We start from the raw sequence: 768 nt of genomic DNA, 5'->3' as shown, positions 1-768 counted from the left end.
GTTGATATGTATTTAAGTATACAAGTTGACAATTTAACGGTAATCAAGATAAGAAAAGAACCTTAGGTTTGTTTTTCTTCTTGTACTCACTGAAACTGTTATTAAGAATAAGAGAAAAGGAAGTCAGGTAGAAAACACCATAAGCTTTCTTCCAACTCAGTCCTATAGCTCAGTTGGTTAGAGCGCCACACTGATAATGTGGAGGTCGGCAGTTCAAGTCTGCCTGGGACTACTTCTTTTATTATTGAATGTAGAGTTTCTAAATTAAAACTTCTAATTCAATACTCTAAAATTCCCTTGGGGGATTAGCTCAGTTGGCTAGAGCACCTGCTTTGCAAGCAGGGGGTCAACGGTTCGAATCCGTTATTCTCCACTTTGCTGTTTGAAACAGCATCGATCTTTGACATATTGACACAAGCAAGACTGTAAAGTAGAACTAAATCATTTAATAAATAGATTTAGTATTCTAATAGAGGTTAAACTTCAAAATTAGAATCACACAACAGCTGAAAGTATGAGCTACATTCTTTGTAAGTAATTACGAAGAAGGCGAAGAAAGTAAGAAAGGGCGCATGGCGGATGCCTTGGCTCACGGAGGCGATGAAGGACGTGATAAGCTGCGATAAGCCTTGGGTAGGTGCAAATAACCTTTGATCCAAGGATTTCCGAATGGGACAACCCATCAGGTTGAAGACCTGATATCACTACATCTGTAGTGAGGCAAACGGAGGGAACTGAAACATCTTAGTACCTCTAGGAAGAGAAAAT

2 tRNA genes and 1 rRNA gene are annotated in these 768 nt (G+C 39.1%); all 3 read left to right on the top strand.

What is annotated here, in order from left to right:
- Window positions 1–158: 158 nt before the first annotated feature.
- A tRNA-Ile gene (locus O3603_RS12050) sits at window positions 159–232 on the top strand.
- 67 nt (window positions 233–299) lie between these two features.
- A tRNA-Ala gene (locus tag O3603_RS12045) sits at window positions 300–373 on the top strand.
- A 179-nt stretch (window positions 374–552) separates the two neighbouring features.
- A 23S ribosomal RNA gene (locus O3603_RS12040) occupies window positions 553–768 on the top strand; the annotation flags it as partial.

Source organism: Prevotella sp. 20925_1_30, from assembly GCF_041433025.1.
Classification (GTDB): Bacteria; Bacteroidota; Bacteroidia; order Bacteroidales; family Bacteroidaceae; genus Prevotella; species Prevotella vespertina.
Note: the sequence above shows the minus strand (reverse complement) of the source record. Positions and strands in the feature narration are given on the sequence as shown.